Annotated in this window: 17 protein-coding genes and 3 rRNA genes; 9 read left to right on the top strand and 11 right to left on the bottom strand. The window is 70.5% G+C overall.

What is annotated here, in order from left to right; translation table 11 throughout:
* Positions 1 to 29 precede the first annotated feature (29 nt).
* A complete protein-coding gene (mtrA, locus tag AB2U05_RS20655) occupies positions 30 to 707 on the bottom strand; it encodes an MtrAB system response regulator MtrA (RefSeq protein WP_030247322.1) in 678 nt (225 codons plus the stop codon).
* A gap of 286 nt (positions 708 to 993) precedes the next feature.
* On the opposite strand from mtrA, the gene AB2U05_RS20650 reads away from it, so the two are divergent.
* The 6 genes from AB2U05_RS20650 (at position 994) to AB2U05_RS20625 (ending at position 7,465) form a co-directional block, all read left to right on the top strand.
* Positions 994 to 2,148 carry a hypothetical protein gene (locus AB2U05_RS20650; RefSeq protein ID WP_369183917.1) on the top strand — a complete coding sequence of 385 codons (1,155 nt, stop codon included), beginning with the start codon at positions 994 to 996 and terminating at the stop codon, positions 2,146 to 2,148.
* Between the two features lie 5 nt (positions 2,149 to 2,153).
* The gene (locus AB2U05_RS20645) at positions 2,154 to 2,843 is read left to right on the top strand and encodes a DUF4129 domain-containing protein (RefSeq protein ID WP_369183916.1); all 690 of its coding nucleotides are present in this window, start codon (positions 2,154 to 2,156) and stop codon (positions 2,841 to 2,843) included.
* Positions 2,840 to 4,069 (top strand): DUF4350 domain-containing protein, encoded by a 1,230-nt coding sequence (locus tag AB2U05_RS20640; RefSeq protein WP_045695722.1) that lies wholly within the window; start codon positions 2,840 to 2,842, stop codon positions 4,067 to 4,069. The genes AB2U05_RS20645 and AB2U05_RS20640 overlap by 4 nt, the downstream gene beginning before the upstream one ends.
* Positions 4,070 to 4,170: 101 nt before the next feature.
* Positions 4,171 to 5,118 carry a MoxR family ATPase gene (locus tag AB2U05_RS20635; RefSeq protein WP_045695869.1) on the top strand — a complete coding sequence of 316 codons (948 nt, stop codon included), beginning with the start codon at positions 4,171 to 4,173 and terminating at the stop codon, positions 5,116 to 5,118.
* A gap of 61 nt (positions 5,119 to 5,179) precedes the next feature.
* A complete protein-coding gene (locus AB2U05_RS20630; protein WP_369183915.1) occupies positions 5,180 to 6,490 on the top strand; it encodes a DUF58 domain-containing protein in 1,311 nt (436 codons plus the stop codon).
* Positions 6,491 to 6,532: 42 nt separating this feature from the next.
* Complete coding sequence (locus tag AB2U05_RS20625) at positions 6,533 to 7,465, top strand: aminoglycoside phosphotransferase family protein (protein ID WP_369183914.1); 933 nt, start codon at positions 6,533 to 6,535, stop codon at positions 7,463 to 7,465.
* Positions 7,466 to 7,526: 61 nt separating this feature from the next.
* Here the strand turns inward: AB2U05_RS20625 and rrf are convergent.
* The 4 genes from rrf to AB2U05_RS20605 form a co-directional block, all read right to left on the bottom strand.
* A 5S ribosomal RNA gene (gene rrf, locus AB2U05_RS20620) occupies positions 7,527 to 7,643 on the bottom strand.
* A 71-nt stretch (positions 7,644 to 7,714) separates the two neighbouring features.
* A 23S ribosomal RNA gene (locus AB2U05_RS20615) occupies positions 7,715 to 10,834 on the bottom strand.
* A 259-nt stretch (positions 10,835 to 11,093) separates the two neighbouring features.
* Positions 11,094 to 12,617, bottom strand: a 16S ribosomal RNA gene (locus AB2U05_RS20610).
* Together the 16S, 23S and 5S rRNA genes form the textbook arrangement of a ribosomal RNA operon.
* A gap of 567 nt (positions 12,618 to 13,184) precedes the next feature.
* Positions 13,185 to 14,186, bottom strand: coding sequence for a stage II sporulation protein M (locus tag AB2U05_RS20605; protein WP_369183913.1), 1,002 nt, complete (start codon positions 14,184 to 14,186; stop codon positions 13,185 to 13,187).
* Positions 14,187 to 14,501: 315 nt separating this feature from the next.
* Here AB2U05_RS20605 and AB2U05_RS20600 point away from each other — a divergent pair, with 315 nt between their 5' ends.
* Positions 14,502 to 15,626 carry an RDD family protein gene (locus AB2U05_RS20600; protein ID WP_369183912.1) on the top strand — a complete coding sequence of 375 codons (1,125 nt, stop codon included), beginning with the start codon at positions 14,502 to 14,504 and terminating at the stop codon, positions 15,624 to 15,626.
* 19 nt (positions 15,627 to 15,645) lie between these two features.
* Here AB2U05_RS20600 and AB2U05_RS20595 read toward each other — a convergent pair whose 3' ends face one another.
* On the bottom strand, positions 15,646 to 16,281 hold the full coding sequence (locus AB2U05_RS20595; protein WP_369183911.1) for a hypothetical protein: 636 nt from the start codon (positions 16,279 to 16,281) through the stop codon (positions 15,646 to 15,648).
* A gap of 114 nt (positions 16,282 to 16,395) precedes the next feature.
* Here AB2U05_RS20595 and AB2U05_RS20590 point away from each other — a divergent pair, with 114 nt between their 5' ends.
* Together AB2U05_RS20590 and AB2U05_RS20585 are read left to right on the top strand one after the other, a co-directional pair.
* Positions 16,396 to 16,908, top strand: coding sequence for a SigE family RNA polymerase sigma factor (locus AB2U05_RS20590; protein ID WP_045702124.1), 513 nt, complete (start codon positions 16,396 to 16,398; stop codon positions 16,906 to 16,908).
* Positions 16,905 to 17,960 (top strand): hypothetical protein, encoded by a 1,056-nt coding sequence (locus AB2U05_RS20585; RefSeq protein WP_369183910.1) that lies wholly within the window; start codon positions 16,905 to 16,907, stop codon positions 17,958 to 17,960. Before AB2U05_RS20590 ends, AB2U05_RS20585 begins: the two co-directional genes overlap by 4 nt.
* Before the next feature lie 83 nt (positions 17,961 to 18,043).
* On the opposite strand, the gene ahcY is transcribed toward AB2U05_RS20585, so the two are convergent.
* The 5 genes from ahcY to AB2U05_RS20560 form a co-directional block, all read right to left on the bottom strand.
* Complete coding sequence (ahcY, locus tag AB2U05_RS20580) at positions 18,044 to 19,492, bottom strand: adenosylhomocysteinase (protein WP_369183909.1); 1,449 nt, start codon at positions 19,490 to 19,492, stop codon at positions 18,044 to 18,046.
* Positions 19,493 to 19,825: 333 nt separating this feature from the next.
* Positions 19,826 to 20,806, bottom strand: coding sequence for a cation diffusion facilitator family transporter (locus tag AB2U05_RS20575; RefSeq protein WP_045702130.1), 981 nt, complete (start codon positions 20,804 to 20,806; stop codon positions 19,826 to 19,828).
* Between the two features lie 31 nt (positions 20,807 to 20,837).
* On the bottom strand, positions 20,838 to 22,088 hold the full coding sequence (locus AB2U05_RS20570; RefSeq protein ID WP_369183908.1) for an SIS domain-containing protein: 1,251 nt from the start codon (positions 22,086 to 22,088) through the stop codon (positions 20,838 to 20,840).
* Between the two features lie 80 nt (positions 22,089 to 22,168).
* Positions 22,169 to 22,351 (bottom strand): Trm112 family protein, encoded by a 183-nt coding sequence (locus tag AB2U05_RS20565; protein ID WP_045702134.1) that lies wholly within the window; start codon positions 22,349 to 22,351, stop codon positions 22,169 to 22,171.
* An 84-nt stretch (positions 22,352 to 22,435) separates the two neighbouring features.
* Positions 22,436 to 23,821 carry a phosphomannomutase/phosphoglucomutase gene (locus tag AB2U05_RS20560; RefSeq protein WP_369183907.1) on the bottom strand — a complete coding sequence of 462 codons (1,386 nt, stop codon included), beginning with the start codon at positions 23,819 to 23,821 and terminating at the stop codon, positions 22,436 to 22,438.
* Positions 23,822 to 23,908 lie beyond the last annotated feature (87 nt).

Below are 23,908 nucleotides of genomic sequence, written 5' to 3'. Positions count from 1 at the left end.
ACGGGGTGTCGCCAGCCTGGTCCGTCACGTCAGCTGGGCCCGGCCTTGTAACCCACGCCGCGGACCGTCACCACGATCTCCGGACGCTCCGGGTCCTTCTCGATCTTCGAACGCAGGCGCTGGACGTGGACGTTGACCAGCCGGGTGTCCGCCGCGTGCCGGTAGCCCCAGACCTGCTCCAGCAGCACCTCGCGGGTGAACACCTGCCAGGGCTTGCGGGCCAGCGCGACCAGCAGGTCGAACTCCAGCGGAGTCAGCGGGATGCCCCGGCCGTCCCGCTTCACCGAGTGGCCGGCCACGTCGATCACCAGGTCGCCGATGGTCAGCTGCTCGGGCGTCGGCTCCTCGGCACGGCGCAGCCGCGCACGCACCCGGGCCACCAGCTCCTTGGGCTTGAACGGCTTGGTGACGTAGTCGTCGGCACCCGACTCCAGGCCCACCACGACGTCGACCGTGTCGGTCTTCGCGGTCAGCATGACGATCGGGATCCCCGACTCCGCCCTGATCTGCCGGCAGACGTCGATGCCGTCCCGGCCGGGCAGCATCAGGTCGAGCAGGACCAGGTCGGGCTTGGTCTCCCGGAACGCGGCTAGCGCCCTGTCCCCATCCGCGACGAAAAACGGCTCGAAACCCTCACCACGCAGCACAATGCCGAGCATCTCGGCCAGTGCGGAGTCGTCATCAACGACGAGGACGCGTCCCTTCATGGGTCCATCTTCTCATTACCGGATTGTGACCTGCCGCACAGCAGTGCCAATGCTCCACAACGGCCAACTCCGACACCGGCGAATTCCGGCCAAAACGGGCGAACAGCCCTGGTCGGAGCACCTACGGACGGCCCCCGGACCCGCCCGCGGCGCCCCGCGGACCCCCGTTTCCGATCCGCGGCCGGATCCCCCTGGGGCCGGTCCTGGCCCCATGGCACGATGGGCGCTGCGCGCGGGCGAAAGATCGCCCGGAGCCGCGCCCGTGACGCCCCTCCGAGGAGCAGTGATGACCGACACTCCGGGCTGGGCCTCGCCCGGCTCGTCCGAGCCGTCCCGCGACGGCGCCCGGCCCCCGGCCGACGCGCCCGCCGCCGTGCCCGGCCCGTCGGCACCACCGCAGACCACCCCGCAGGCACCCGTCCGGGGCAGCCAGTACGGCCCGGCCCGGCCCGGCGGCCGCGGCCCGTCCGCCTGGAGCGCCCCGCGCGGCCCCCGGCCCGGCGTCATCCCGCTGCGCCCGCTCGGCATCGGCGAACTGCTCGACGGCGCCGTCACCACCGTCCGCCGCTACTGGCGGACCGTCCTGACCCTCTCGCTCGGCTTCGCCGTCCTCCAGCAGGCCGGCGTGGTCGCCGTCGAACTGGCCCTGGCCAAGGGCAAGACCGGCGACAACACCCAGTTCACGACCACCTTCGCCACCCTGCCGCTGACCCTGCTGCTCGGCGCGCTCGCCGCGGCGCTGCTCACCGTGGTCGTCAGCCGCGCCGTCCTCGGCCGCCCGGTGACCGCCGGCGAGGCCTGGCGCGAGGCCCGCCCCCGGCTGCTGCAGCTGCTCGGGCTGACCACGCTCACCGCCCTGCTGTCCGCCGGGGTGATGCTGCTCGGGTTCACCCCCTGGTACCTCTACGACCGCGGCGGCAGCGTCTCCTTCGGCACCGCCGCCCTGCTGTTCCTGGTCGGCCTGATGACCCTCCCGGTCGGCTTCTGGCTGTGGATCCGGTTCAGCCTGGCCGCCCCCGCCCTGATGCTGGAGAAGCAGGGCGTGCTGACCGCGCTCTCGCGCTCCCGCCGCCTGGTGGGCGGCGCCTGGTGGCGCGTCCTCGGCATCTCCATGGTCGCCCGGCTGTTCGCGCTGGTCGCCACCATGGTCATCGCCATGCCGTTCCGCATCCTCGGCTTCCTCCTCGGCTTCGCCGACCTGAACCGCCAGGCCTCGTTCGACGGCACCCTCAACGAGTCCACCGCGATGCTGATCACCGACGCGGTCGCCGGGCTGCTCGCCTCCACCCTCACCATCCCGTTCCTGGCCGTCGTCGGCGTCCTGGTCTACATCGACCAGCGCATCCGCCGCGAGGCCCTGGACATCGAACTCGCCCGCGCCGCCGCCCTGCCCGAGCAGGACGCCGCCCCGGCCGACCGGCCCGCCCCCGCGGGGCGCTGAACCGGATGCCGAACTGGGGGGACATGCCGCTGCCGGCCGACGGCGCACCGGTCACCGTTCCGCGGGACCCGGCGCGCGAGGCCGCCCGCGACGAACTGCTCAAGGCCGGGTACCACAAGCACGATCCGTCCGTCCTGGAACGGGCCATGGACTGGATCAACGACCACATCACCAGCTCGCTCAACGGCATCTCCGGTGACGGCACCAGCGGCACCACCGGCCTGCTGTTCTTCATCGTCGTCGCCCTGCTGATCGCCGCCGCGCTCTGGTGGCGCCTCGGCGCGCCCAAGCGCGCCGCCCACACCGTCCTCGACGTGTACGGCGTCGAGGGCCCGCGCAGCGCCGACCGGTACCGCGCCGACGCCGCCGCACACGCCGCCGCCGGACGCTGGGAGGAGGCCGTCCGCGAGCAGATGCGCGCCCTGGTCAGGGCCCTGGAGGAGCGCACCCTGCTCGACACCCGCCCCGGCCGCACCGCCGACGAGGCCGCCGCCGAAGCCGGCCGCGCCCTGCCCGAGCACGCCGCCGCGCTGGCCGCCGCCGCCCGCACCTTCGACGACATCGCCTTCGGCGAGCGCACCGCCGACCAGGCCGCCTACCAGCTGCTGCACGACCTCGACCGGACGCTGGAACGCACCCGACCGGTCCACGCCGCCACCCCGGCCACCACCGCGACCGCAGGAGGGGCGGCATGACCAGCACCGTTCCCGCCCCCGCCCCGCCCGCGGCCGAACAGCCGACCCGCACCGCCCCGACCAGCCTCGCCCCCACCGGGCGCGGACTGCTCCGCCGGGCCCGCTGGTACCTGGCGTTCCTCGCCGTCCTGCTGATCGGCGCCGTCACCGTCGTCGCCCTCGGCCGCGACCGCGAGTACCCGACGATCGACCCGCGCTCGTACGACCGCGACGGCGCCCACGCCGCGTACGCGCTGCTCGAACAGCAGGGCCTGGCCACCCGGCTCACCACCGACCCCACCGCCCACCCGGCCGGCCCCGACACCCTCGTGCTGCCCGAACCGGACCTGCTCACCCCCGACCAGCTGCGCGCGATCGCCGCGGCCCGGCACACCCGGCTGGTGCTCATCGCCCCCGGCCCCACCGCCCTCAGCGCGCTCGCCCCCGGCATCCGCAGCTCCGAGGAGGACGGCGGCCTCCCCTACGCCCCCGTCCGCCCCGCGAACGCCGGCTGCTCCCTGCCCGAGGCCGTCCGGGCCGGCGACGCCGAGACCGGCGGCATGCTGTACACCAGCGGCAGCCGCGGCGAGGGCTGCTACCCGCGCGGCCACGGCTACGCACTCGTCCGCACCCCGCTCGACGACGGCACCCGCGACGTCGTCGTGCTCGGCAGCGGCGTCTTCCTGCAGAACGGCGAACTCACCGTCGCCGGCAACGCCTCGCTCGCCCTCGGCCTGCTCGGCTCGCAGCCCGCCCTCACCTGGCACCTGCCCGACTACAGCGTCCCGCTGCCCAAGGCCGCCCACCCCAAGACCTTCGGCGACTTCGTCCCGGACGGCTGGCACTGGGCCCTGCGCCAACTCGCCGTCGCCGCCGTGCTCGCCGCCCTCTGGCGCGGCCGCCGACTCGGCCCGGTGGTCAGCGAGAACCTGCCCGTCGTGGTCCGCGCCAGCGAGACCACCGAAGGCCGCGCCCGGCTCTACCGGCGCGCCAAGGCCCACGGCCGCGCCGCCCAGGCGCTGCGCCGCGCCGCCGCCCACCGCCTCGCCCCCGCCCTGGGCGTCCCGCTCCGGGCCGGCGCACCCGACCCCGACGCCCTCTGCGCGGCCCTGGCCGACCGCCACCCCGAGCAGTCCGCCGGGGACGTACGGGCCCTGCTGTACGGCCCGCCCCCGACCGACGACGCCGCACTGCTCCGGCTCGCCGACGACCTCGACGCCCTCGAAAGGCAGGTACGGAACCCGTGACCGACCAGGCAACCGCCCAGCTCCGCTCCGTCCCCGGCACGGACTCCGACACCACCGGCACCACCGGCACCCCCGCCGCTGCCGCCACCGCCCCCGCCGCCATCGACCCGCGTGCCGCGCTCACCGCGCTGCGCGCCGAGATCGGCAAGGCCGTGGTCGGCCAGGACGCCGCCGTCACCGGCCTCGTCGTGGCGCTGCTCTGCGGCGGCCACGTGCTGCTCGAAGGCGTCCCCGGCGTGGCGAAGACGCTGCTGATCCGCACCCTCTCCACCGCGCTCAGCCTGGAGACCAAGCGCGTCCAGTTCACCCCCGACCTGATGCCCGGCGACGTCACCGGCTCGCTCGTCTACGACGCCCGCACCGCCGAGTTCTCCTTCCAGCCCGGCCCGGTCTTCACCAACCTGCTGCTCGCCGACGAGATCAACCGCACCCCGCCGAAGACCCAGGCCGCCCTGCTGGAGGCCATGGAGGAGCGCCAGGTCACCGTCGACGGCGAACCGCGCCCGCTGCCCGTCCCCTTCATGGTCGCCGCCACCCAGAACCCGGTCGAGTACGAGGGCACCTACCCGCTGCCCGAGGCCCAGCTGGACCGCTTCCTGCTCAAGCTGGTCCTGCCGCTGCCCGACCGCGACCAGGAGTTCCAGGTCCTCGCCCGGCACGCCTCCGGCTTCGACCCCCGCGACCTCGCCGCCGCCGGCGTGCGCCCGGTCGCCGGGCCCGAGCACCTCGCCGCCGCCCGCGCACAGGTCGCCGAGCTGACCGTCTCCCCCGAGGTCCTCGCCTACATCGTCGACCTCTGCCGGGCCACCCGGCAGTCCTCGTCGCTGTCCATCGGCGTCTCCCCGCGCGGCGCCACCGCCCTGCTCGCCGCCGCCCGCGCCTGGGCCTGGCTCGCCGGCCGCGACTACGTCACCCCGGACGACGTCAAGGCGCTCGCCCTGCCCACCCTGCGGCACCGGGTCGCGCTGCGCGCCGAGGCCGAGATGGAGGGCGTCACCGCCGACTCCGTCATCCAGGCCGTGCTCGCCCAGACGCCCGCGCCCCGCTGACCAGCCGTCCGACCCCTTCCCGGCCCCACCGGCTCACCACCCCTCGAAGGAGTGCCACCGCATGGCCCTCACCGGGCGAACCGCCCTGCTCGCCGCGCTCGGCGCGCTCGTCGTGGGCCTGCTGCTGCCGTCCTGGACCGGGATCGCCCTCGTCACCGGCACGGTGCTGCTCGCCGTCGTGGTCGACCTCGTGCTCGCCGCACCCGTCCGCAGCCTGCGGCTGGGGCGGGGCGGCGACACCCGCGTCCGGCTCGGCGAGCCCGCCTCCGTCGAACTGACCGTCACCAACCCGTCCGGGCGGCCGCTGCGGGCGCTGATCCGCGACGCCTGGGCCCCCTCCGCCTGGCGGCCCGGCACCGCCCATGCCGCCTCCCGGCACACCCTCGCCGTCCCCGGCGGCGAACGGCGCCGCGCGGTCACCGTCCTCACCCCGACCCGCCGCGGCGACCACCACGCCCACAAGGTGACGATCCGCTCGCTCGGCCCGCTCGGCATGGCCGCCCGCCAGGGCTCCCACCTGCTGCCCTGGACGGTCCGCGCGCTGCCCCCGTTCACCAGCCGCAAGCACCTGCCCTCCCGGCTCGCCCGACTGCGCGAACTCGACGGCCGCACCTCGCTGTTGACCCGCGGGCAGGGCACCGAGTTCGACTCCCTGCGCGAGTACCTGCCCGGCGACGACGTCCGCTCCATCGACTGGCGCGCCAGCGCCCGCCGGCACACCGTCGCCGTCCGCACCTGGCGCCCCGAGCGCGACCGGCACATCCTGATCGTCCTCGACACCGGCCGCACCTCCGCCGGCCGGGTCGGCGACGCCCCCCGCCTGGACGCCGCCCTCGACGCCGCCCTGCTGCTCACCGCCCTGGCCACCCGGGCCGGCGACCGCGTCGACCTGCTCGCCCACGACACCCGCAAGCGCGGCGCGGTCGTCGGCAGTTCGCCCCGCGAGATCCTGCCCGCCTTCACCGACGCCATGGCCGGGCTCGAACCCGCCCTCAACGAGACCGACATGCGCTCGCTGGTCTCCACCGCGCTGAAGATGGCCCCGCACCGCTCGCTGATCGTCCTGCTCACCGGCCTCGACGCGGCGCCCGTCGAGGACGGCCTGCGGCCGCTGCTGCCGCTGCTCACCAAGCGCCACGAGGTCGTGCTGGCGTCCGTCGCCGATCCCCGGCTGGACGAACTCGCTGCCGGGCGCGGCGCCCTGGAGGCCGTCTACGGCGCCGCCGCCGCCGAACAGACCCGCGCCGACCGCCGCGCCACCGCCGACCGCCTCAGCCGGAACAACGTCACCGTCCTCGACGCCCCGCCCGCGCAGATCGCCCCGGCCCTCGCCGACACCTACCTCGCGCTGAAGGCCGCCGGCCGCCTCTGACAACCCCCGGCGGGGGTGCCGCTCCCGCTGTAGGGTGCCCGGATGATCGGGATTCCGGAGGCGTTCGGGCGGGCCACGGTCGCGCGCGAGGGAGAACCGGGGGCGGCATGGGTTGCCGAACTTCCCCGGATCGTCGACGAGTTGCTGGAGCGCTGGGGCTGCTCACCGGACGGCGAGGTGACCCACGGGGGCGTCGGGCTCATCGTCCCGGTCCGGCGGCCCGCGACCGGCCCCGCCGTCCTGAAGGTGTCGTTCCCGCACCCCGGCAACGTCCACGAGCCGGACGCCTTCGCGGCCTGGTGCGGCCGCGGCGCCGTCCGCCTGCACGAGCGCGACGACCCCCGCTTCGCGATGCTGCTGGAACGCGCCCACCCCGCGACGCTGGCCGAACTGCCCGACGCCGACCAGCTGGTGACGGTCGCCGGCCGACTCAACCACCGGCTCGCCGTCCCCGCACCGCCCGAGCTGCCCCGGCTGAGCGAGCGGACCGACACCTGGGAACGCGAGCTGCGCCGGGACGCGGCCGAGCTGGCGCACACCATGCCCGCCAGCGTGGTGGCGGCCGCCGTCGCCACCGTCCGCGAGCTCGGCCCCGGCCAACCGGACACCCTCGTCCACGGGGACCTGCACGCCCGCAACATCCTGCGCGCCGACCGCGAGCCCTGGCTCGCCGTCGACCCGAAGGGCTACGTCGGCGACCCGGCCTACGACGCCGGCACCCTGCTCAAGTCCCGCGCACTGACGCTCATCGGGACGGACGATCCGCACAGGGCCGTCCGACGCGTCCTCGACGTCTTCGCCGAGGCGGCGGAACTCGACCGCGAGCGGGTACGGCGCTGGTCCCAGTTCCACGCGGTGCAGGCCGCCTTCTGGGGCCGCCGCCACGGCTTCCGGGTCGCCCGGAACGGACCGCAGCTGGACCTGCTGACGGTGTTCGCCGACCGCCTGGCCGAATTCCTGACGGAAGGGTCCTGACCCGCCCAGAAAACGCGAAAAGGCCCACCCGGGAACCCGGGTGGGCCTTTTCTGAAGAATTGTTCGGCGGCGTCCTACTCTCCCACAGGGTCCCCCCTGCAGTACCATCGGCGCTGTGAGGCTTAGCTTCCGGGTTCGGAATGTAACCGGGCGTTTCCCTCACGCTATGACCACCGAAACACTATGAAACTGTCGACCCGCCGGCAAGGCGGTCGTTGTTTCAGAACAACACAGTGGACGCGAGCAACTGAGGACAAGCCCTCGGCCTATTAGTACCGGTCAACTCCACCCCTCACAGGGCTTCCATACCCGGCCTATCAACCCAGTCGTCTACTGGGAGCCTTACCCTCTCAAGGAGGTGGGAGTGCTCATCTCGAAGCAGGCTTCCCGCTTAGATGCTTTCAGCGGTTATCCCTCCCGAACGTAGCCAACCAGCCATGCCCTTGGCAGAACAACTGGCACACCAGAGGTTCGTCCGTCCCGGTCCTCTCGTACTAGGGACAGCCCTTCTCAACACTCCTACGCGCACAGCGGATAGGGACCGAACTGTCTCACGACGTTCTAAACCCAGCTCGCGTACCGCTTTAATGGGCGAACAGCCCAACCCTTGGGACCTACTCCAGCCCCAGGATGCGACGAGCCGACATCGAGGTGCCAAACCATCCCGTCGATATGGACTCTTGGGGAAGATCAGCCTGTTATCCCCGGGGTACCTTTTATCCGTTGAGCGACGGCGCTTCCACAAGCCACCGCCGGATCACTAGTCCCTACTTTCGTACCTGCTCGACCCGTCAGTCTCACAGTCAAGCTCCCTTGTGCACTTACACTCAACACCTGATTGCCAACCAGGCTGAGGGAACCTTTGGGCGCCTCCGTTACCCTTTAGGAGGCAACCGCCCCAGTTAAACTACCCACCAGACACTGTCCCTGATCCGGATCACGGACCCAGGTTAGACATCCAGCACGACCAGAGTGGTATTTCAACGACGACTCCCACCCAACTGGCGTTGGGCTTTCACAGTCTCCCACCTATCCTACACAAGCCGAACCGAACACCAATATCAAGCTATAGTAAAGGTCCCGGGGTCTTTCCGTCCTGCTGCGCGAAACGAGCATCTTTACTCGTAATGCAATTTCACCGGGCCTATGGTTGAGACAGTCGAGAAGTCGTTACGCCATTCGTGCAGGTCGGAACTTACCCGACAAGGAATTTCGCTACCTTAGGATGGTTATAGTTACCACCGCCGTTTACTGGCGCTTAAGTTCTCAGCTTCGCCTCGACGAATCAAAGCTAACCGGTCCCCTTAACGTTCCAGCACCGGGCAGGCGTCAGTCCGTATACATCGCCTTACGGCTTCGCACGGACCTGTGTTTTTAGTAAACAGTCGCTTCTCGCTGGTCTCTGCGGCCACCCCCAGCTCAGAGTGCAAGACTCGTCACCAGGAATGGCCCCCCTTCTCCCGAAGTTACGGGGGCATTTTGCCGAGTTCCTTAACCATAGTTCACCCGAACGCCTCGGTATTCTCTACCTGACCACCTGAGTCGGTTTGGGGTACGGGCCGCCATGAAACTCGCTAGAGGCTTTTCTCGACAGCATAGGATCATCCACTTCACCACAATCGGCTCGGCATCAGGTCTCAGCCTAATGAGTGACGGATTTGCCTATCACTCGGCCTACACCCTTACCCCGGGACAACCACCGCCCGGGCTGGACTACCTTCCTGCGTCACCCCATCGCTCACCTACTACCCCGTTGGGTCACCGGCTCCACCACTTCCCTTTGCCCGAAGGCTCCGGGACGGCTTCACGGGCTTAGCATCAGAAGGTTCAGCGTTGGCGCTTCAAAGCGGGTACGGGAATATCAACCCGTTGTCCATCGACTACGCCTGTCGGCCTCGCCTTAGGTCCCGACTTACCCTGGGCAGATCAGCTTGACCCAGGAACCCTTGGTCAATCGGCGCAAGAGTTTCCCACTCTTGTATCGCTACTCATGCCTGCATTCTCACTCGTATACCGTCCACGACTGGTTTCCACCGCCGCTTCACCCGGCACACGACGCTCCCCTACCCATCACAACAAGCGTTAGGCCTTCACGCTGCAATGACACGACTTCGGTGATGTGCTTGAGCCCCGCTACATTGTCGGCGCGGAATCACTTGACCAGTGAGCTATTACGCACTCTTTCAAGGGTGGCTGCTTCTAAGCCAACCTCCTGGTTGTCTCTGCGACTCCACATCCTTTCCCACTTAGCACACGCTTAGGGACCTTAGTCGGTGTTCTGGGCTGTTTCCCTCTCGACCATGGAGCTTATCCCCCACAGTCTCACTGCCACGCTCTCACTTACCGGCATTCGGAGTTTGGCTAAGGTCAGTAACCCGGTGAGGCCCATCGCCTATCCAGTGCTCTACCTCCGGCAAGAAACACGTGACGCTGCACCTAAATGCATTTCGGGGAGAACCAGCTATCACGGAGTTTGATTGGCCTTTCACCCCTAACCACAGGTCATCCCCCAGGTTTTCAACCCTGGTGGGTTCGGTCCTCCACACGGTCTTACCCGCGCTTCAACCTGCCCATGGCTAGATCACTCCGCTTCGGGTCTTGGGCATGCAACTCAGTCGCCCTATTCGGACTCGCTTTCGCTACGGCTACCCCACACGGGTTAACCTCGCTACACACCGCAAACTCGCAGGCTCATTCTTCAAAAGGCACGCAGTCACGGCCAGCCGGCAAGCTGACTGACGACGCTCCCACGGCTTGTAGGCACACGGTTTCAGGTACTATTTCACTCCGCTCCCGCGGTACTTTTCACCATTCCCTCACGGTACTATCCGCTATCGGTCACTAGGGAATATTTAGGCTTAGCGGGTGGTCCCGCCAGATTCACACGGGATTTCTCGGGCCCCGTGCTACTTGGGAGATGAGCAAGCAAGCCGTACAGATTTCGTCTACGGGGGTCTTACCCTCTACGCCGGACCTTTCGCATGTCCTTCGACTACCCATACGGTTTCTGACTCGCCGACCGGCCGGCAGACCGATCAAGCTCATTCCCACGACCCCGTATTGGCAACCCCTGCCGGGTCTCACACGCAAACGGTTTAGCCTCATCCAGTTTCGCTCGCCACTACTCCCGGAATCACGGTTGTTTTCTCTTCCTGCGGGTACTGAGATGTTTCACTTCCCCGCGTTCCCTCCACACTGCCTATGTGTTCAGCAGCGGGTGACAGCCCATGACGACTGCCGGGTTTCCCCATTCGGACACCCCCGGATCAAAGCTCGGTTGACAGCTCCCCGGGGCCTATCGCGGCCTCCCACGTCCTTCATCGGTTCCTAGTGCCAAGGCATCCACCGTGCGCCCTTAAAAACTTGGCCACAGATGCTCGCGTCCACTGTGCAGTTCTCAAACAACGACCAGTCACCCACCTCAACAAGCATGGGACCGGCAACCACTGAGACAACGTTTCCGTTCCCTCAGGACCCAACAACGTGCCCGACACAGTCAATCCCCGACCACGTTCCACGCCCGAAGGCAGTACTAACGATCCGATCTCTTCCTGTGCCGAATAGTCAACGTTCCACCCATGAGCGAGCACTCCGGGACATTCGCCCGAAGCTGCTATGTGCTCCTTAGAAAGGAGGTGATCCAGCCGCACCTTCCGGTACGGCTACCTTGTTACGACTTCGTCCCAATCGCTGGTCCCACCTTCGACGGCTCCTCCCCTTACGGGTTAGGCCACCGGCTTCGGGTGTTACCGACTTTCGTGACGTGACGGGCGGTGTGTACAAGGCCCGGGAACGTATTCACCGCAGCATGCTGATCTGCGATTACTAGCAACTCCAACTTCATGGGGTCGAGTTGCAGACCCCAATCCGAACTGAGGCCGGCTTTTTGGGATTCGCTCCGCCTCACGGCATCGCAGCCCTTTGTACCGACCATTGTAGCACGTGTGCAGCCCAAGACATAAGGGGCATGATGATTTGACGTCGTCCCCACCTTCCTCCGAGTTGACCCCGGCAGTCTCCTGTGAGTCCCCATCACCCCGAAAGGCATGCTGGCAACACAGAACAAGGGTTGCGCTCGTTGCGGGACTTAACCCAACATCTCACGACACGAGCTGACGACAACCATGCACCACCTGTATACCGACCACAAGGGGGCACCCATCTCTGGATGTTTCCGGCATATGTCAAGCCTTGGTAAGGTTCTTCGCGTTGCGTCGAATTAAGCCACATGCTCCGCTGCTTGTGCGGGCCCCCGTCAATTCCTTTGAGTTTTAGCCTTGCGGCCGTACTCCCCAGGCGGGGAACTTAATGCGTTAGCTGCGGCACCGACGACGTGGAATGTCGCCAACACCTAGTTCCCAACGTTTACGGCGTGGACTACCAGGGTATCTAATCCTGTTCGCTCCCCACGCTTTCGCTCCTCAGCGTCAGTAATGGCCCAGAGATCCGCCTTCGCCACCGGTGTTCCTCCTGATATCTGCGCATTTCACCGCTACACCAGGAATTCCGATCTCCCCTACCACACTCCAGCCTGCCCGTATCGAATGCAGACCCGGGGTTAAGCCCCGGGCTTTCACATCCGACGCGACAGGCCGCCTACGAGCTCTTTACGCCCAATAATTCCGGACAACGCTCGCACCCTACGTATTACCGCGGCTGCTGGCACGTAGTTAGCCGGTGCTTCTTCTGCAGGTACCGTCACTTGCGCTTCTTCCCTGCTGAAAGAGGTTTACAACCCGAAGGCCGTCATCCCTCACGCGGCGTCGCTGCATCAGGCTTTCGCCCATTGTGCAATATTCCCCACTGCTGCCTCCCGTAGGAGTCTGGGCCGTGTCTCAGTCCCAGTGTGGCCGGTCGCCCTCTCAGGCCGGCTACCCGTCGTCGCCTTGGTGGGCCGTTACCCCACCAACAAGCTGATAGGCCGCGGGCTCATCCTGCACCGCCGGAGCTTTACACCCAGGAGCATGCACTCCCAGGTCATATCCGGTATTAGACCCCGTTTCCAGGGCTTGTCCCAGAGTGCAGGGCAGATTGCCCACGTGTTACTCACCCGTTCGCCACTGATCCACCCCGAAGGGCTTCACCGTTCGACTTGCATGTGTTAAGCACGCCGCCAGCGTTCGTCCTGAGCCAGGATCAAACTCTCCGTGAATGTTTACCGGATGTCCGGTCCACACCCGCGTTGAGCGGCACGGCAACCACCGGAATAGGGCGGCCCCGCGCACTGCGTCCTCGCTAGTGTTTATTTCAAAAGGAATCTCCAACCCCAGGAAACCTGAGGCCGGGGATGTCAACATATCTGGCGTTGACTTTTGGCACGCTGTTGAGTTCTCAAGGAACGGACGCTTCCTTCGAGCCGCCTTCCAGCGGGCCCTCCGGGCTTCGTTCTTTCGTGTTTCCAGCTTATCAGATCCTCGCCGCCGTTCTTACCGGCTTCGTTTTTCTGAATTCCCGCTGGGGGGATTTCCTTCGAACTTCGCTCCGAAGCTTATCAAAGCTTTCGGTGTGCTCAGTCCGCGGGATTTGCTTCGTCGGAGGGCGCGCATTTCGTGAAACGCGCTCGCCTCGATTCGGCGGTGTCGTAGACACTAACGCCCGGGATCGACCGTTGTCCAGTCGCTCCCAACCGTTCAAACCTACTAGCCCACCCTCACCACGTCAATGGTTTGGTCGGGATGCGAGAAGAGTAGCAGGTCAGCGGCCTGTTGATCACATCGGCTCAGGCCGCGACCGGCTGCAGGTCCGCCCGGTCGGCCTCGGCCAGGTCGCCGACTTCTCCGCCGGCGGCGGCCTTTCGGCCCAGCACCAGCGCGTAGAGGAGGAATGCCACCTCCGCCAGCGCGCCGATCGAGATGCGGGCCCAGGTGGGAAGTCCGGACGGTGTCACGAAGGCTTCGAGGATTCCAGAGACGGCCAGGACGGTCGCCAGGCCGATCGCCATGCCGATGATCGCGCGGCCCTGTTCCGCCAGCGCCACTCCTCGGGTGCGCGGGCCCGGGTCGATGATGGTCCAGCCGAGGCGCAGACCGAGGCCGCCGGACACGAACACGGCGGTCAGTTCCAGCAGGCCGTGCGGAATGAGCAGGCCGAGGAAGATGTCGAGTCGGCCGGCGGAGGCCATCAGCCCGATACCGAGGCCGAGGTTGAACACGTTGCCCCACAGCACCACGATCACCGGGACGAGCGCGATGCCGTACAGCAGGCACTGCACGGCGACCCAGGCGTTGTTCGTCCAGACCTGGGCGGCGAAGGAGCTGGCCGGCCGGTCCGAGTAGTAGGCCTCGTACTTTCCGCCGGGGCGGGTCATCTCCCGCAGCGCGTCGGGGGCGATGAGGCTGTTGCGGACCTCGGGGTGGGTCCCCACCCACCAGGCGATCAGCACGGTGCCGATCAGCGAGATCACCGCGATCGGCACCCACCAGCGGCGGGACCGGTACAGCGCGGCCGGGAAGCTCACCGTGTAGTAGCGGGCGACGTCCTGCCAGGCGTTGGTGCGGGCGCCGGTCACCGCGCTGCGGGCGCGGGAGACCAGACCGGTCAGCTGGCCGATCAGGGCCGGGTCGGGTGCGGTGGCCTGGACCTTGGCGAGGTGGCCGGTGGCGCGCTGGTAGAGGGTGACGAGTTCGTCCGCCTCCTCCCCGCTGAGCCGGTACCGGCCGGCGAGGGCGTCCAGCCTGGCCCACTCCCCCTGGTGGGTGGCGACGAAGACGTCCAGGTCCATTCGGCGACTCCATGGTCGGCGGTGCGCGCGGGCGCGCACGCGCGAGGCAGGTGGGCAGGCGGGTACGTACGGGCACGTGCGGCCCAGCATGCCAGGCACGGCCGGTGCCGCAGTCGCCGGGATCTCACTTCCCGTGCGGACGTCGGGCCCCGTATGTTTGCGGCTGCGGATCAGAATGCGGCGGGGCGGAGGGAACGCGGAGAGCGGGTCGTGGGGGCCGATCCGGCCGTCGTCCCACCCCGTGACCGCGTTGCCGCCCCCGGCGATCTCCATGAGTGGGCCGTACAGCTCCATGAACGTGAACGGACGGGTGTCTTGAGCGACCTGGTGACGGGTGAGGCCGTCGTCCTCGACCTGCAGACGGCGAAGCTTCCGAGCAGGGCGCTGGCGATCGTGCTCGACCTGCTCGTGGAGTTCGCCGCCCTGCTGCTGGTCACGCTCGTGCTGAGCGTCGCCCTGGTCGGCCTCGACCGGGCCGCGCTCGCGGCCGTCGGACTCGGCCTGATGGTGTTCTTCCTGGTCGGCGTGCCGGTGATGGTCGAGACCCTCAGCAACGGACGGTCGCTCGGCAAGGCCGCGCTCGGGCTGCGGGTGGTGCGCGTCGACGGCGGTCCGGTCCGGTTCCGGCACTCGCTGGTGCGCGGGCTGGTCGGCTTCTTCGAGCTGATCGCCTTCACCGGTTGCCCGGCCATGATCACCTCCGCGGTCCGGGCGGACGGCAACCGGCTGGGCGACGTCTTCGCCGGGACGGTGGTCATCCGCGACCGCACCCCGGACGGGGGCGGCGCGACCTCGCCGCTGCCGCCGGTGCACCCCCACCTGCTGCACTCCATGGGCCGCGACCTGGTCGCCATGGACCTCTCCCCGGTGCCCGAGCCGCTCTGGCTGTCCATCCGCCAACTGCTCGGCCGGATCGGCGAGCTGGACCAGGCGGTGATGCAGCGGATGTCCATCGAGCTGGCCGAGGAGCTGGCCGAGCGGACCAGCCTCCCGATACCTCCCGGGGTGCACCCGGCGGCGTACCTGGGCGCGGTCCTCACCGAGCGCCAGCGCCGGGAGTGGACCCGGGTCCAGGAGCAGCACCAGCTCGCCGCCCAGGCCGCGATGCAGAAGATGCAGCACATGCACCAGACGCAGCCGCAGCCGCGGACGGCGGCGCCGGTGCCCGGTGCTCCCCACCACCCCGCCCAGCCGCAGGCCACGGCGGACGACCGCCCGGTGCGCGTCCTCGGCCTCCCCCCGGCCCCGGCCGCCCCGGCTCCGGTCCCGGTCCCGGTCCCGGCCGAAGCCTGGGCCCCGACCCCCGTCGCCCCGCCCGCGCCGAGCGCCCCGCCCACCCCCGCACCGGCCGCCGCAGCCGCAGCCGCAGCCGCAGCCCCGACGTCCCTGGAGAAGACCGCCACCCCGGCCCCCGAGGCCGGTTTCGCGCCGCCGTCCTGACGGACGCTCCCCGCCCGGCCTACTCCCCGGAGTCCACCGGCCAGGCGTTCGGCGGCGACTCCAGCTCCTCCAGCTCGATCCCCGCCGCCGCCAGCACCACGTCCCCCGCCAAGTGCACGACCTGCTGCTCGCCCGTCTCCAGGTCCGCGACCTGGTAGCGCTCGACCAGCAGCGGCCCCGAGTCCGTCTCGTGCCGGTCGACGCCCTCCAGCAGCCACCCCTGGTCGAGCGTGCGCGGCGCCAGCACCGGCTCACTGAACCCGACCAGCCGCACCCGCGCGCTCGCCCCCTCCGTCAGCCGCAGCAGCCGGGCGGTGGCGACCAGGAAGGCGGGCGAGCGCCCGGTGAAGGCGTGCGCCCGGTCGTGCCCCTCCACCGCCTGTTCGCCGGCCGGGTCGGCCGCGTCGGCACGGACCCAGGCGACCCCGTCCACGGCGCCGCCGCGCACCTGCCAGCCGCCCGCCCGCAGTTCCATCCGCAGCGGCCGGGCCCGCGAGTCCAGCGTGAGGTCGAGGCCGCCGAGCACCCGGCCGTCCGGGGCGTAGGTCTTGGACACGTACCGCCAGCCGGCCGCGCCGGGCGCGCAGCTGAAGCGCTCCTCACCGAGCGGGGCGTGGTCGTGCGGGTCGTGGAGCGAGTACCGGCCGTTGGGCATGCCCGAAGCCTACGTGCGCGTCCCGGTGCAACGTTCCGCCGCGGTGCACGCATCAGGGGGGTGGACGGCGTCGGGAGGGCGCCGCGGCGAGAGCCACGACGAGAGGGGGTGCGGATGGCGAAGCAGACGCGCGACGCGGAGTTCACGGAGTACGTGACCTCCCGGAGCGGCTGGCTGCGGAAGGTCGCGTATCTGCTGTGCGGGGACTGGCACCGGGCCGACGACCTGGTCCAGGAGACGGTCACCAAGCTGTACGTGCACTGGGCGAAGGCGAGCCGGGCCACCAACCTCGACGGCTACACCCGGCGGATGCTGGTCAACACCTTCCTCGCCGAGCAGCGCACGCCCTGGTGGCGCCGGACGGTCCGCACCGGGGTGGAGCCGGAGGTCGCGACGGCGAACCTCGACCTGGAGGGCTCCCTCGACCTGCGCCGGGCACTGGCCGAGCTCCCGCCCCGCCAACGGGCGGCCGTGGTGCTCCGCTACTACTGCGACCTGTCGATCGACCAGGCCGCCGAGGCCCTGGGCTGCTCCTCCGGCAACGTGAAGAGCCAGAGCTCCCGCGGCCTGGAAGCACTGCGCAACAACCTCGTCGCGCGACCCGCTGTGGCAGGGAGGACGTCATGACCGACATCGACCACAACGATCTGACCACCCGACTGACGGCCCTGACCGAGGAGTTCGCGCCGCCGGCCGACTTCGACGTCGCCGCGGCCGTCGCCACCGGACAGGCCCGGCTGCGCCGCCGCCGGCGGGCCTCGATCGGCGCGGTGGCCGTCGCGACGGCGCTCACCGTCGGCTTCACGGCCCTGCTGCAGCCGGACGGCGGTGCCTCCCCGGCCCTGCCGCCGACCGCCGCCACCGCCCCGGCCTCCCCGACGACGGCTCCGGCCGTGCCCCGACCGGACGCCGACGACCTGCTGCGGTCCGAGCTGCGGTTCGGCTGGCTGCCCGACTGGGCGAACCGCGAACTCGGCATCAGCTTCGCGTCGGGCCCGGACGCCTCCTCGATCACCGCCGCCGACACCGGGACGAGCGGCCGGAACGTCCAGGTCTTCCTGCGCGCTCCCGGCCCCGAGCCGGCTCTGGTCGGCTCCCTGCCGGGCGAGCCGAACGGCCCGGCGGAGGCGAAGGTCCCGGCGCCCCCGGTCGACGGCCGGACGGCGTACTGGGTGGAGCACCCGACCAACACCCGCTACGACACCAGCCGCCGCGTCCTGCGCTGGCTGACCGCCAGCGGCCGGTGGGCGCAGCTCGACGCCTCGCACTACGCCGAGGCCGCGATCCCGGACGCCGACCTGCTGCGGATCGCGTCCACCGTCGTCTACGAGACCCGGGGCATCCCGCTGCCGATCCGGCTGGGCCCGCTCCCGGCGGGGGTGCGGCTGGACAAGGCCCGGCTGGACCGGCCCGCCGGCCCGCTCGGCTGGACCGCCACGGTCGGCGTCTCGGTCGAGGACCGGAAGGTCGAGATCCAGGTGGCCCCGGACGGCGCGCCCCCGCAGTACCGGCTGCCCGTCATCGAGTGCCGGCACGAGCGGGGCCGCCAGCTCTGCGCGTCGGCCCTTCCCGACAGCGTCCCCACGGTCGACCGGCACGGGGGTCTGGTCGGCCTGCTGGACCTGGTGCACCTCACGGACGCCGACGAGGGCGCCTGGACGAACGAGGGCCTGCGCTGACGGGACGGGCTTCGGGCCCGGACGCGCCGGTGGCCGGCACCCCGCCCAGGGGTGCCGGCCACCGGCGTCAGAACGTCACCGCATCAGTAGCGGTAGTGCTCCGCCTTGTACGGGCCCTCGACCGGGACGCCGATGTAGTCGGCCTGGTCCTGGCTCAGGACGGTCAGCTTCACGCCGAGCGCGTCCAGGTGCAGGCGGGCGACCTTCTCGTCCAGGTGCTTCGGCAGCACGTAGACGCCGATCGGGTACTGCTCGGTCTTCGTGAACAGCTCGATCTGGGCGATCGTCTGGTTCGCGAAGGAGTTGGACATCACGAAGGACGGGTGGCCGGTCGCGTTGCCCAGGTTCAGCAGGCGGCCCTCGGAGAGGACGATGATGGTGCGGCCGTCGGCCTTGCGCCACTCGTGGACCTGCGGCTTGATCTCGGTCTTCACGACACCGGGGAGCTTGGCCAGGCCGGCCATGTCGATCTCGTTGTCGAAGTGGCCGATGTTGCCGACGATGGCCTGGTGCTTCATCCGCTCCATGTGGGAGGCCAGGATGATGTCCTTGTTGCCGGTGGTGGTGATGAAGATGTCGGCGATCTCGACGACGTCGTCGAGGGTGGCGACCTGGTAGCCGTCCATCGCGGCCTGCAGCGCGCAGATCGGGTCGATCTCGGTGACGATGACGCGGGCGCCCTGGCCGCGCAGCGACTCGGCGCTGCCCTTGCCGACGTCGCCGTAGCCGCAGATGACCGCGACCTTGCCGCCGATCAGGACGTCGGTGGCGCGGTTGATGCCGTCGACGAGCGAGTGGCGGCAGCCGTACTTGTTGTCGAACTTCGACTTGGTGACCGAGTCGTTGACGTTGATGGCCGGGAACAGCAGCGTGCCGTCACGGTGCATCTCGTACAGGCGGTGGACACCGGTGGTGGTCTCCTCGGTCACGCCCTTGATGGTGGCGGCGACCTCGGTCCACTTGGTCGGGGTGTCCTTGAGGGTGCGGTTCAGCAGCTCCAGGATGATCCGGAACTCGTCGTTGTCCGCGGTGGACGGGTCCGGCGCGGCACCGTCCTTCTCGAACTCGACGCCCTTGTGGATCAGCAGGGTGGCGTCGCCGCCGTCGTCCAGGATCATGTTCGGGGTCTTGCCGTCAGGCCAGGTCAGCGCCTGCTCGGTGCACCACCAGTACTCCTCCAGGGTCTCGCCCTTCCAGGCGAAGACCGGCACGCCCTGCGGGTTCTCCGGGGTGCCCTCCGGGCCGACCGCGATGGCGGCGGCCGCGTGGTCCTGGGTGGAGAAGATGTTGCAGGAGCACCAGCGGACCTCGGCGCCGAGCGCCGTCAGGGTCTCGATCAGGACCGCGGTCTGGATGGTCATGTGCAGCGAGCCGGTGATGCGCGCGCCGGCCAGCGGCTGCGACGCGGCGTACTCCTTGCGGATCGCCATCAGGCCGGGCATCTCGTGCTCGGCCAGCTGGATCTCCTTGCGGCCGAACGGCGCCAGGGAAAGGTCGGCGACCTTGAAGTCACCGGTGATGTCGGTCGACATGCGTCTGCTCCTCGCTGATGGGGGTGGGGCACGGCCAAGGTCCGGTGTGCCACGCAGCGCGGCTATGCCGTGCGGGTGCACGGGCGTGCCGGGAGGGCCGGGCCCGGAATCGGGTCGGCTCCCCACTGTGCGGCACAAACCGTCGGAGGACCTCTCTCCCTCGACCGGCGCACACCCTACGGGCACGCGGCAGCGATCGACCGCCATCAGCAGCGACGTTCTGGCTCTGGTGACGAATCTACACCGGCAGCCCCGGCGGAGGGCCGCCGATGAGCGATTTCCGTCCCGGAACGATCATCGTGCAGGCGTGCCCGAATCGCGCTCGGGCCGTGCTCAGGAGGGGACCGGCGCGGGCCCGGGGCCGCCCGGGGTGGCGGCCGGGTCCTCGCCCGCGGCGGCCTTCTCGGCGCTGTAGACGTCGGGCTCCAGGTAGATCGCCCGGGCGATCGGCACGGCCGCCCGGACCCGCTCCTCGGCCGCGTCGATGGCGGCCGCCACCCGGGCGGCGCTGTCCTCGGCGTTGACCGCGATCTTGGCGGCGACCAGCAGCTCCTCCGGGCCCAGGTGCAGGGTGCGCATGTGGATCACCCCGGTGACGGTCTCCCCGTCGACCAGGGCCGTCCGGATCCGCCGCACCGACTCGCGGTCGGCGGACTCGCCGAGCAGCAGCGACTTGGTCTCCAGCGCGAGCACCACGGCGATCAGCACCAGCAGGACGCCGATGCACAGCGTGCCGACGCCGTCCCAGACGCCGTTCCCGGTGATCACCGTGAGCCCGACGCCGAACAGCGCCAGCACCAGGCCGATCAGCGCGCCGGTGTCCTCCAGCAGCACCACCGGCAGCTCGGGCGCCTTGGCGGTGCGGACGAACTGCGCCCAGCTGCGGGTGCCCTTGAGCTTCGCCGATTCCCGCACCGCGGTGCGGAAGGACCAGCCCTCCATCACGATGGCGAAGACCAGCACGCCGACCGCCCAGCCCCAGGAGTCCAGCGCCTCGGGGTGCTGGACCTTGTGCCAGCCCTCGTAGACCGCGAACAGGCCACCGACGCTGAACAGCACGATCGCCACCAGGAAGCCGTACACGTAGCGCTCGCGGCCGTACCCGAACGGGTGCTCCTCGTCCGCCGCCCGGCGCGCCCGCTTGCCGCCGACCAGCAGCAGCACCTGGTTGCCGGAGTCGGCCACCGAGTGCACGCCCTCGGCCAGCATCGAGGAGGACCCGGTGAAGCCGAAGGCGGTGAACTTCGCCGCCGCGATCGCCAGATTCGCGGACAGCGCCGCCACCAGTGCCTTCGTCCCGCCCTCAGTGCTCATGCGGACACCCTAGACCGCGTCCGCGCCCGGCTCAGGAGTGCGCGGCGGCGAGCCCGAGGTAGACGGCGGCGAAGTCGGTCAGCGCGACCAGGTCGGCCAGCGCGTGCAGCTGGTCCGGCCGGGTGCTCCCGTACTCGGTCAGCCGGACGTCGTGGGCGGCGGCCAGCCGGTGCGCCCGGCTGACGCCGAAGCTGCGCGGGCGCTCGTCGTCCTCCGGCAGCTCGACCGGGCCGTCCGCGTCCTCCGCCGCGGCCGCCCCGGTGCTCGGCAGGTGCCGCAGCAGCAGGACCTGCAGGTGCAGCGGGTCGGGCTCCTCGACCCGGTCCCGGAAGAAGTCGTCCGGGTCCGCGCCCGCCCCCAACTGGCCGGTGAACATGCCCCGGTGGGCGGTGAGCACCTGCGGCAGCGGCCCGGCCAGCGCCGGACGGCCGGCCCGCTCGGCCAGCTGCGCGGCGAACCGGGCGGCGGCGGCCCCGGCGATCGGGCCCTCGGCCCAGAGCAGCGGGACGGTCCCGGCCAGCCGCGCGGCCAGGCCCTTCGCCGGGTTGGTGTACGCGGCGGCGTCCGGACGGCAGCGCACGGCGGCGGCGTCCAGCAGGTCGGCGAGGCCGGGCAGCGCGTCGTACGGCAACTGGGTGAGCCCGACCTTCTGGGCGAGCGCCAGCAGCGGCGTGAGGTGGGACCACAGCGCGGCCGGGTCCTCGGCCGGGAGGTCCGGCTCGGCGGCCGGTGCGGCCGGCGGGGCCTCGTCCGGCAGTGCCGACGCCACGTACGGCAGCGGCAGCGCGCGCACCTGGAGCGCGGCCTCGGCCAGCGGGCTGCCGGCCGGGGCGGTGACGACGATGGCGCAGCCGCGCGCGTACGCCTGCTCGGCGAGGGCGATCAGGCCCTGCTCGCCACCGGCCGCGGAGCTGACCACCAGCAGGTCGAGCGGGCCCGCCCAACCGGGCAGCTGCCAGCCGAGGCCGGCGGTGAAGGCGGGCGGGGCGCCGGCCCGGTCGGTGCGCGGGGCCGCGGCCTCGGAGGGCGGCAGCGGCAGGACGAGGCTGCCGGTGCCGGCCAGGACGGCCAGCATCTCGCCGGCGGCCAGGGCGCTGCCGTGCCCGGCGACCAGCACGGCGCGCGGGCGGCCGTCCGGGCGCAGCCGGTCCAGTCCGGCCGCGTCGGCCTCGCGCAGCGCGGTGCGGACCCGGGCGCCGGCGCCGGCCAGGGCCAGCAGGGCGCGGTCGTGGTCGGCGCGCTGGAGGGCGGCCGGGTCGTCGAGCAGGGTGTCGTCGAGCATGCGGCGGTCCTCCGGCTGCTGTCCTGGGAGCGCTGGGCTGGCGGGTCGGGGCGTCGGCCCCGCGGTCTCGCGCCTAAGGATCAGGCGCGGCGGCGGGCCTCGTCCACCAGCAGGACCGGAATGCCGTCCCGGATCGGGTACGCGAGGCCGCAGTCGGCGCCGGTGCAGAGCAGCTCGGGCTGCTCCTCGGTGCCGCCCTCGGTGAGCGCGGCGCGGCACTGCGGGCAGACCAGGATCTCCAGCAGGAAGGATTCGAGCTTCATGGGGCTCTCCACGGTTCGGGGGGTGGCACGGAGGTGCCCCGGCCGATAGGCAACCCTACCGGCCGGGGCACGGGGAGCCCGATGTCAGCCGCGGACGACGGCGAGCACGCCGTCGCGCAGCTCGGCCATCTTCGCCGGGTCCTTGGCCTCGACGTTGAGGCGCAGCAGCGGCTCGGTGTTGGAGGCGCGCAGGTTGAACCACCAGTCCGGGCCGGCCACGGTGAGGCCGTCCAGCTCGTCGACGGAGGTGCCCTCCAGGCCGGCGTAGGCGGCGCGGACGGCGGCGGTGCTCGCGGCCTGGTCGGCGACGGTGCTGTTGATCTCGCCGGAGGCGGCGTAGCGGTCGTACTCGGCGGTCAGCTCGGAGAGCGTGCCCTCCTGGCCGCCGAGCGCGGCCAGCACGTGCAGGGCGGCCAGCATGCCGGTGTCGGCGCGCCAGAAGTCGCGGAAGTAGTAGTGCGCGGAGTGCTCGCCGCCGAAGACGGCGTCGGTGACGGCCATCTCCTGCTTGATGAAGGAGTGGCCGACCCGGGTGCGCACCGGGGTGGCGCCGAGCTCGCGGACCACCTCGGGGACGGTCCAGGAGGTGATCAGGTTGTGGATGATCGTCGGCTCGGCCTCGCCGGCGGCCTGGGCGCGGGCGATCTCGCGGGCGGCGACCAGGGCGGTGATCGCGGACGGGGAGACCGGCTCGCCGCGCTCGTCGACGACGAAGCAGCGGTCGGCGTCGCCGTCGAAGGCGAGGCCGAGGTCGGCGCCGACCTCGCGGACCTTGGCCTGCAGGTCGACGAGGTTCTTCGGGTCGAGCGGGTTGGCCTCGTGGTTGGGGAAGGTGCCGTCCAGCTCGAAGTACATCGGGACGAGCTCGATCGGCAGGCCGTCGAAGACGGTCGGCACGGTGTGGCCGCCCATGCCGTTGCCGGCGTCGACGGCGACCTTGAGCGGGCGGATCGCGGTGAGGTCGACCAGGCCCAGCAGGTGGTCGGCGTAGCCGCGCAGGGTCTCCTGCTCGGAGAGCGTGCCGGCCTTGACGTCCTTGGCCGGGACGGTGACGGTGTCGTCCTCGCCCGTCCAGGACTCGACCAGCTCGCGGATCTCGGCCAGGCCGGTGTCCTGGCCGACCGGGGCGGCGCCGGCCCGGCAGAGCTTGATGCCGTTGTACTGGGCCGGGTTGTGGCTGGCGGTGAACATCGCGCCGGGCAGGTCGAGCTTGCCGCTGGCGTAGTAGAGCTGGTCGGTGGAGCAGAGCCCGATCTGCACGACGTCGGCGCCGTAGGCCGCCGCGCCCTCGGCGAAGGCCCGGGTCAGCGCCGGGGAGGAGGGGCGCATGTCGTGGCCGACCACGATCGCGGTCGCGCCGGTGACCTGCACGAACGCGGCACCGAAGGCCCGGGACAGGCTCTCGTCCCACTGGTCCGGGACGACGCCTCGCACGTCGTACGCCTTCACGAGCTGCTTGAGGTCGCGCACTGCGGCTCCACCTGGTCTCTGTACTGGTCGGTCACGTCGGGCCACCACCCGTCCGGTGGACGGGCCGAGGTGGCGGTAGACCGGCAG

The sequence above is a fragment of the Streptomyces sp. Y1 genome, assembly GCF_041053115.1.
In the GTDB taxonomy this organism is placed as follows: Bacteria; Actinomycetota; Actinomycetes; order Streptomycetales; family Streptomycetaceae; genus Kitasatospora; species Kitasatospora rubellomurina.
The sequence above is the reverse complement of the archived record's forward strand: the minus strand, read 5'-3'. Positions and strand labels throughout refer to the sequence as shown.

Excerpts from the sequence above, each read along its gene's own strand:
- AB2U05_RS20575 (WP_045702130.1), bottom strand. The coding sequence starts at position 20,806 with ATGAGCACTGAGGGCGGGACGAAGGCACTGGTGGCGGCGCTGTCCGCG.
- AB2U05_RS20570 (WP_369183908.1), bottom strand. The coding sequence starts at position 22,088 with ATGCTCGACGACACCCTGCTCGACGACCCGGCCGCCCTCCAGCGCGCC.
- AB2U05_RS20605 (WP_369183913.1), bottom strand. The coding sequence starts at position 14,186 with ATGGACCTGGACGTCTTCGTCGCCACCCACCAGGGGGAGTGGGCCAGG.
- ahcY (WP_369183909.1), bottom strand. The coding sequence starts at position 19,492 with ATGTCGACCGACATCACCGGTGACTTCAAGGTCGCCGACCTTTCCCTG.
- AB2U05_RS20650 (WP_369183917.1), top strand. The coding sequence starts at position 994 with ATGACCGACACTCCGGGCTGGGCCTCGCCCGGCTCGTCCGAGCCGTCC.
- AB2U05_RS20585 (WP_369183910.1), top strand. The coding sequence starts at position 16,905 with ATGACCGACATCGACCACAACGATCTGACCACCCGACTGACGGCCCTG.
- AB2U05_RS20595 (WP_369183911.1), bottom strand. The coding sequence starts at position 16,281 with ATGCCCAACGGCCGGTACTCGCTCCACGACCCGCACGACCACGCCCCG.
- AB2U05_RS20590 (WP_045702124.1), top strand. The coding sequence starts at position 16,396 with ATGGCGAAGCAGACGCGCGACGCGGAGTTCACGGAGTACGTGACCTCC.
- AB2U05_RS20645 (WP_369183916.1), top strand. The coding sequence starts at position 2,154 with ATGCCGAACTGGGGGGACATGCCGCTGCCGGCCGACGGCGCACCGGTC.
- mtrA (WP_030247322.1), bottom strand. The coding sequence starts at position 707 with ATGAAGGGACGCGTCCTCGTCGTTGATGACGACTCCGCACTGGCCGAG.
- AB2U05_RS20625 (WP_369183914.1), top strand. The coding sequence starts at position 6,533 with ATGATCGGGATTCCGGAGGCGTTCGGGCGGGCCACGGTCGCGCGCGAG.
- AB2U05_RS20640 (WP_045695722.1), top strand. The coding sequence starts at position 2,840 with ATGACCAGCACCGTTCCCGCCCCCGCCCCGCCCGCGGCCGAACAGCCG.
- AB2U05_RS20565 (WP_045702134.1), bottom strand. The coding sequence starts at position 22,351 with ATGAAGCTCGAATCCTTCCTGCTGGAGATCCTGGTCTGCCCGCAGTGC.
- AB2U05_RS20630 (WP_369183915.1), top strand. The coding sequence starts at position 5,180 with ATGGCCCTCACCGGGCGAACCGCCCTGCTCGCCGCGCTCGGCGCGCTC.